The following is a 6,525-nucleotide window of genomic DNA, read 5'->3' on the forward strand; positions in this document are numbered from 1 at the left end:
AGAACGCCATGTTGCGGCGAGCCAGGGAGATAACTTTTCCGCACCTTTGGTCGCGGCCAGAAAGCTGCTCCTACAGTTGTTTTTAACCTTCGGCTCAAGACCGTGAACACCGGTATCGATCTAAAGGGGAGCAATTCCCTCACCAATAATTTGGTCACGCCGGTGAGCAATGATAGTACCTGAGTAGAAGAGCACGCAGACAATGTCGAAATTCAAAGAAAGGAGGAAAGGTTAGGCTGCGTATTAATAATCAATGTGTTTCGCGATGTGCAAGGATATCACTGGAATACACCAGGGTTAGAGAAAGGAGACAGGACATGGCTGAAATAGGACATGGCGGCAAGGAGATAGTCGAAAGAATTCTGGAGCCTGCGGAGGCAAAAGAAAAAATCAAAGGCCTTACAGCGGTACCCATCAGGAGTCAAATCGCCAACGAGGTCATTGATATTGCTTATGGCTTTTTCTCCCCGCTTCAAGGCTTTATGGGCAAGGCAGACCTGGAGTCAGTCTGCAAGAACATGAGACTGGCAAACGGCGTGGTCTGGAGCATTCCCATACTTTTTGACATGTCGCCTGAAGAGATAGCTGCCAAGGGAATAAAGGAAGGCGACAGTATTCTGCTCACCTACGACGACAATCCCATGGCAATCCTCGAACTGGAAGAGATTTTCGATTACGACAAGAAAGAAATGTGCCAGGCGGTCTTCGGCACCACTGAGGACAAGCATCCAGGCTGCGCCCGTACTTACGAATATCAGGACAAATTTCTCGGGGGCAAGATCACCCTGGTGAATCGCCCCAGAATCAATCCGCCTTTTGAACCATACTTTTTGCCACCGCTCGAGATGAGAAAGCGTTTCAGAGAGAAAGGCTGGAAGAGGATCGTTGCCCATCAGACCAGAAACGTGCCCCACACGGGCCATGAGTGGCTCATGAAAGGCGCCTGGGCTCAAACCTACGCTGAGCTTCCCATTGAGAAGCCGCTGGTTGGAGTTCTGGTGAATGCAATTATCGGCGCCAAGCGCAAAGGGGACTACATTGATGAGGCGATCATCCTGTGTCAGGATGAGTTGCGCAAGGCTGGCTACTTCGGGGATCACAATCATCTCACTTCCCTTACCTTCTGGGATATGCGTTACGCCGGCCCCAGGGAAGCCGTATTTCATGCAGCTCTCAGGGCAAATCTCGGCCTTACCCATCACATGTACGGCCGTGACCACGCCGGCGTCGGTACATATTACGGCGCCTACGATGCTCATCACCTGCTGGCCAGTGTCCAGGACGACCTCAGCATCACGCCGGTCTATTCCATGAACTGGCTTTACTGCCCTCACTGTGGCGAGGTCACCTCTGAGGGGCTCTGCAATCACAAAGACGAGTGGCAGAAGTTCAGTGGCACCCTCATCCGCAGTATCGTTCAGGACGGGGTCAAACCGCCACGCTTGATTTTCAGGCCGGAAGTATTCGACCTGGTAATGGAATGTGCCGAGAAGTATGGCTTCGGTTCTCCTTTTGTGACCGACGAATATCTCGAGAAAAGAACCCCAGTTTTCAGCATCCTGCCCTTGAATGCCTAGGAGGAGGTGACACCATGACAGAAGAAAAATTTCCCATCAACATCTGGGTCAACGAAGAACGATACGAAAAGCTGCGAGATGCAGGTCTGGCAGACATGTGTGAAGAAATGCTCGCCGGGTTGAAGGTAATAAGAGTCTACGCCAACGCTGCCCAGAGGGACAAGATATTGCAGGTCTTTCCCACAGCAAAATTCGACTCAGCCACCACAAAAAGCATCGAACTTCTCCCCCGAGACGTCAAGGACAAAATCTTTGACAAGGTGATTGAGAGAAAGTCTATAGATATACTAGAGGAATTCTTGCAAGATTATTGATCGAGCTACACCTGCACATGTAGATTCCAGGAGAAGAGGGCCGCTGGGTCCTCTTTTCTTTTGCGCCCTGCTCAATTCTGTGCTAACTGTCAATGGCATTGGCGGCTCGTGTGCAGCCGATGCAGTGCTGCCGGAGCAAGATGCTTCCCAGAGCCGACTCGCAGAAGCGACCTTCACCATTGTCAGAGCCAGAGTAAAGGCAGCCACCACGGACAGCATGAGCTCGTTGGCCAGAATAGCTGGCAGCCATTTGAGTGACCGCAACTATAGCTGAGAGGCATTAAGGTCCTCGGAAGGGAGATGTCATGGATCCTGAAAAAATCATCGACGGTTTGTCGGAGGAATTGATCAACTCTCTAAAATTAATGTCAAAATCAAAGGACATAGACAAGAAACTGCGCTACAGCGAAATCGTCAAGAACCTCTGCGAATCACTGGGTGTTTTTCTCAGTTTAGCTACCGATATGATGGATTTGGACTTTGTCGAGTAAAAAAAAGCGGCAGCAGAGACCCCGAGGAGTCTCTTTTTGATGTCCCACCAGAGGGCACTCTGGCTTGGACAATATTCCACTTATGGTTCAGGAGAGGACTCCAGGTGGAGCCAACAACTTTCTACCTTCAAAGTCTTGGTTGCGCCAAAAACCGGGTTGACAGTGAACTCATTCTCGCCAGCCTCACCACGGCGGGCTATCAATTGGTCGCCGATCATCTCGAGGCCGAGGTGATTGTTGTCAATACCTGTGCTTTTATCGAAAGTGCTGTCCAGGAATCCATCGACACCATACTCGAGCTGGCCCAGGCAAAAAATAATGGAAACTGCCGCATGCTTGTGGTCACAGGGTGCTTGCCGCAGCGCTACGGCAAGAAACTGGCCAGAGAGCTGCCAGAAGTGAACCTTTTTCTCGGAACCAGTACGTTTCACCGCCTGGCTCCATTGCTCAGCAGAGTCGATCCTGAAGATCCCCAGAAGTTGCTGCTGGAGCCGCCCCAATTCCTCATGGACTCCGCGTGCCGCAGGCAGTTGTCTGGTCCCGCCTACAGCAGTTATCTAAAAATTGCCGAGGGATGCAGCAACAGGTGTTCTTTCTGCACAATTCCCTCTATCCGCGGGCCCTACCGCAGCCGCTCCCTGGATGACCTGCTGCAGGAAGCCCACTGGCTTGCTGCTCAGGGAGTGCAGGAGATCAACCTCATCGCCCAGGATACCACCGCCTACGGCAAGGATCTCAGCAGCAATATCTGCCTGGCAGATCTGCTGGAAGCATTGGCGCAGGCCAATCTCTTTCCCTGGATTCGTCTACTGTATTGCCATCCTCAGCGGATCACTGACAGGCTTCTGCGAGTAATGTGCTCCCATGAGTCAATCTGTGCTTACCTGGATATCCCTGTTCAACATGCTTCCAGCCGAATCCTGACTGCAATGGCGCGCCCGGGAACAGGCGAACAGTATCTAGCATTGATAAATAGGATTCGGCAGTCCATTCCCGAGGTCGTCATCAGGACAACGGTAATTGTTGGTTTCCCCTCTGAAACAGAGGATGACTTTCGCCAGCTTTGCTCCTTTGTTGAAAAAGCACGCTTTCAATACCTGGGCATCTTTGCCTTTTCGCCGGAAAAGGGGACTGCTGCTGCAAGAATGTCGGCCCGTTTAGAGACAAGAACCATTGACAGACGACTTCAGGAGCTTGCTGCTCTACAGGAACAGATAAGCAAGGCATACCACCAGCAACTGCTAGGTTCCGTACAGCAGGTTCTTATCGAGGGTGTGAGCCCGGAGACGGATCTGCTTCTTCAGGGCCGTCTACGGGGACAAGCACCAGATGTTGATGGCCGTATTCTTATCAACCGCGGCACTGCTTGCCTCGGAAAAATCACCCCGGTGCGCATTACTGAAGCTCATGCCTATGATCTAGTAGGCGAAATCGTTGCCTAGGAATTGTTTTGACAATAAGATAGTTTTGGGCTAAGAAGATATGCTTTAATACTATGTCATTTTATTCCCCGCCCTGAGGATGGGAACCCTTGATCTTACAACCTCAAGAACAGAATGTGACCTCACAGCAAACTCCTTTCTTGACTCGGATTCAAAAGCATCTCGAGCGCATCGAGGAGGAGATAGAGAAAAATCTCCATTCCAGTGTACCCCTTGTAGCTCTCGTCAGCCGCTACATCATTCGGAGCGGCGGCAAGCGTCTGCGCCCTCTGCTCATGGTACTCGCTTCTCAGTTGCTTGATCCCGAACAAGATGAACACTATCCACTCTCCATTATCTTTGAATACCTCCATGCCGCCACCCTGTTGCATGATGACGTGGTTGACCATGCAGAGCTCCGTCGCGGCAAAGCTGCGGCCAACACCGTGTTCGGCAACGCTGCCGTGGTCCTGGTAGGCGACTTCCTTCTAGCTACTTCCTTTGCCCTCAGCGTCACCAGTGGGAACCTCAAGATCCTTCAGGTCCTCTCTGACACTACCAAGATGATGGCTGAAGGTGAAATTTTGCAACTCATCAACAGCGACAATCTGGAAGCCTCAGAGCAAGACTACCGCGAGGTAATTACCCGCAAGACAGCTATTCTGATTGCGGCGGCATGCCAGATTGGCGCTATTCTGGGAAGGGCAGACCTCAGACAGGAAGAGAGCATGCACAGCTTCGGCCTCAATCTCGGAATCGCCTTTCAGCTGAGGGATGATGTTTTAGACTATGCCGGCAGTGAAGAGGAAGTGGGAAAACCCATAGGAAACGATCTGCGCGAAGGCAAGATCACTCTGCCGCTCATTCGGGCGCTCTCCCGGAGCAACAACAATGAACGCCAGCGTCTCGTTGAACTCATCACGGCGGACGAGATAGACGATAATGTCTTTCTTGAGGTAAGACGCATCATCGACCGCCATCAGGGCATCGAGTATACCTCACGCATGGCCGCCCAGCATATTGCAATGGCCAAGGATGCCCTGCTGTCCTTTCCCAGTTCACCCACGCGAGATCTTCTCGAAGAAATTGCCGACTATGTAGTCAGTCGCCGAGTTTGACTTGGGTTTGCCCACAGCTCTCCTGACAGCTACAGCAATGCTTCTTCAGCCACTGCCTGAATGATCATTCAAGTTTCTTTTGACATCAACTGGATATTTCTGTAGGTTGGCAACATACTTGTAGTTTTTGTACCAGAGGGTGCAAAGCAAATGAACAGACGAAGAAAAGTGCTTCTGGCAATCGTACTTGCCCTGCTTTTGGCCAGTGGCGGCCTTGCCCTCTTCCTGCATTCCTATTTTACCAGTGACCGCATAATTTCATGGATCAGGCCCCCCCTGGAAGAAGTTTTGCAGCGCAAGGTATCGATGCGGCAGGTTAGCTGGGGATTGCGTGGTTTTCATGTTTCAGGCTTGCAGATTGGCAACGATGAAGCTGCCCAGCCATTGCTCACCAGCCAGGATCTCGAACTGCAGTGGGCCACCCTCAGCCTCCTTAGAGGTCGCATTGAAATTCGCAGCCTTGTCCTGGACAAGCCGCAACTCACGGTGATCAGATACGCCAATGGCACCTACAACCTGGAAGAGGTCTGGTCACGACTGCAGCAGGCAGGCAAAGAAGAGCGCAGGTCAACTGGAGTATTTGCCCTGGCAGCAACTGTGCTTTCTATGAAAAATGGGAAGATCACTTTTGTGGATCAGCAGCAGAGCCCTGCCAAGATCCTCACCATACACCATATCCAATCCCAGATCTCCTCTCTGTCGACAACAATGCCAATGCCTTTTGAATTTGCTGGTCGGCTAGCAGAGTCGTCTGAGGGTCGGTTTGCATTCAACGGGACTTTTGATCTTCCTGATCGTCGACTGCGAGGCAAACTGGAATTGGCAAATATTGATATGGCCTCTATCCGATTCTTCCTGCCTCACCAGGGAGGGATCTTCAGGCAAGGAAACTTGACGCTTGCTGCCACTGTAGATCTGGTTCCTCTAAAATTCAAGTTGCAGGGGAACCTGGGGGTGAAGGGATTGACTGTGCAGCTTGCTTCAGGAATTACTGGGGCCATGGACGTGGCAAGCAAGTTTGATGCGACCATCGAAAATGTAGAACAGTTGCTGGAAGTCAAAGCCCTAGACCTCGAGATCAATGACCAGCAAGCTTCTGTACAAGGAAAGTTATCCAATTGGGACAGCAACCCTCAAGTACAGTTTACCCTTCGTTCCTCCAGCATCGAGCTGGACAAGCTGCTGCAATTGCTGCCGGGTGCACCGCCAGACATGAGCCGGGTCGGAGACGAAAGTGCAATGGAGGAGGAAAGTAAGGCCCCAGCAAGAAGCAGGCTGCAGAAACTTCTCGAACTCTTACCTGGCACTGGTGAAAAATCTAAATCAGCCGGGGAAACTAACAGTTCTCGTGAGGGAGGGGCGCAGGAAGAATCGCCGGCAACACCCACCAGCGCCTTAAAAAAACTCTACCAACGGCTGCCAGGAACGCAGGAGGCTTCTCAAACCGACGAAGAAGAGCAACAGCTGGAGTCTTCTGGGAGTGAAACCTCTACTGAGGTCTTTTCTTCCGAATCCACCTCTGAACAGCTGCTCGATACCCAGGAAACTGCAGATTCATTGACGCAAGAATCTTTTCCTCCTTCCACCACTGGCACGCCACTTTC

General features: G+C 51.6%; 7 protein-coding genes. All 7 read left to right on the forward strand.

The genetic code is table 11. The annotated features are described in order from the left end of the window. Positions 1-317 precede the first annotated feature (317 nt). A complete protein-coding gene (gene sat, locus JRI89_02635; protein ID MBW2070129.1) occupies positions 318-1,577 on the forward strand; it encodes a sulfate adenylyltransferase in 1,260 nt (419 codons plus the stop codon). 14 nt (positions 1,578-1,591) lie between these two features. Further along, on the forward strand, positions 1,592-1,891 hold the full coding sequence (locus JRI89_02640) for a hypothetical protein (protein ID MBW2070130.1): 300 nt from the start codon (positions 1,592-1,594) through the stop codon (positions 1,889-1,891). Between the two features lie 79 nt (positions 1,892-1,970). Next, on the forward strand, positions 1,971-2,165 hold the full coding sequence (locus JRI89_02645) for a hypothetical protein (protein ID MBW2070131.1): 195 nt from the start codon (positions 1,971-1,973) through the stop codon (positions 2,163-2,165). A gap of 31 nt (positions 2,166-2,196) precedes the next feature. Continuing rightward, complete coding sequence (locus JRI89_02650; protein MBW2070132.1) at positions 2,197-2,382, forward strand: hypothetical protein; 186 nt, start codon at positions 2,197-2,199, stop codon at positions 2,380-2,382. A gap of 104 nt (positions 2,383-2,486) precedes the next feature. Continuing rightward, positions 2,487-3,824 carry a 30S ribosomal protein S12 methylthiotransferase RimO gene (gene rimO, locus JRI89_02655; protein ID MBW2070133.1) on the forward strand — a complete coding sequence of 446 codons (1,338 nt, stop codon included), beginning with the start codon at positions 2,487-2,489 and terminating at the stop codon, positions 3,822-3,824. Between the two features lie 140 nt (positions 3,825-3,964). Beyond that, a complete protein-coding gene (locus JRI89_02660) occupies positions 3,965-4,921 on the forward strand; it encodes a polyprenyl synthetase family protein (protein MBW2070134.1) in 957 nt (318 codons plus the stop codon). 150 nt (positions 4,922-5,071) lie between these two features. Next, positions 5,072-6,525, forward strand: a 1,454-nt coding sequence (locus JRI89_02665; GenBank protein MBW2070135.1) for a DUF748 domain-containing protein, incomplete at its 3' end; no start/stop codon positions are given.

Source organism: Deltaproteobacteria bacterium (assembly GCA_019309045.1).
In the GTDB taxonomy this organism is placed as follows: domain Bacteria; phylum Desulfobacterota; class Syntrophobacteria; order BM002; family BM002; genus JAFDGZ01.

Excerpts from the sequence above, each read along its gene's own strand:
- sat (MBW2070129.1), top strand. The coding sequence starts at position 318 with ATGGCTGAAATAGGACATGGCGGCAAGGAGATAGTCGAAAGAATTCTG.
- JRI89_02640 (MBW2070130.1), top strand. The coding sequence starts at position 1,592 with ATGACAGAAGAAAAATTTCCCATCAACATCTGGGTCAACGAAGAACGA.
- JRI89_02650 (MBW2070132.1), top strand. The coding sequence starts at position 2,197 with ATGGATCCTGAAAAAATCATCGACGGTTTGTCGGAGGAATTGATCAAC.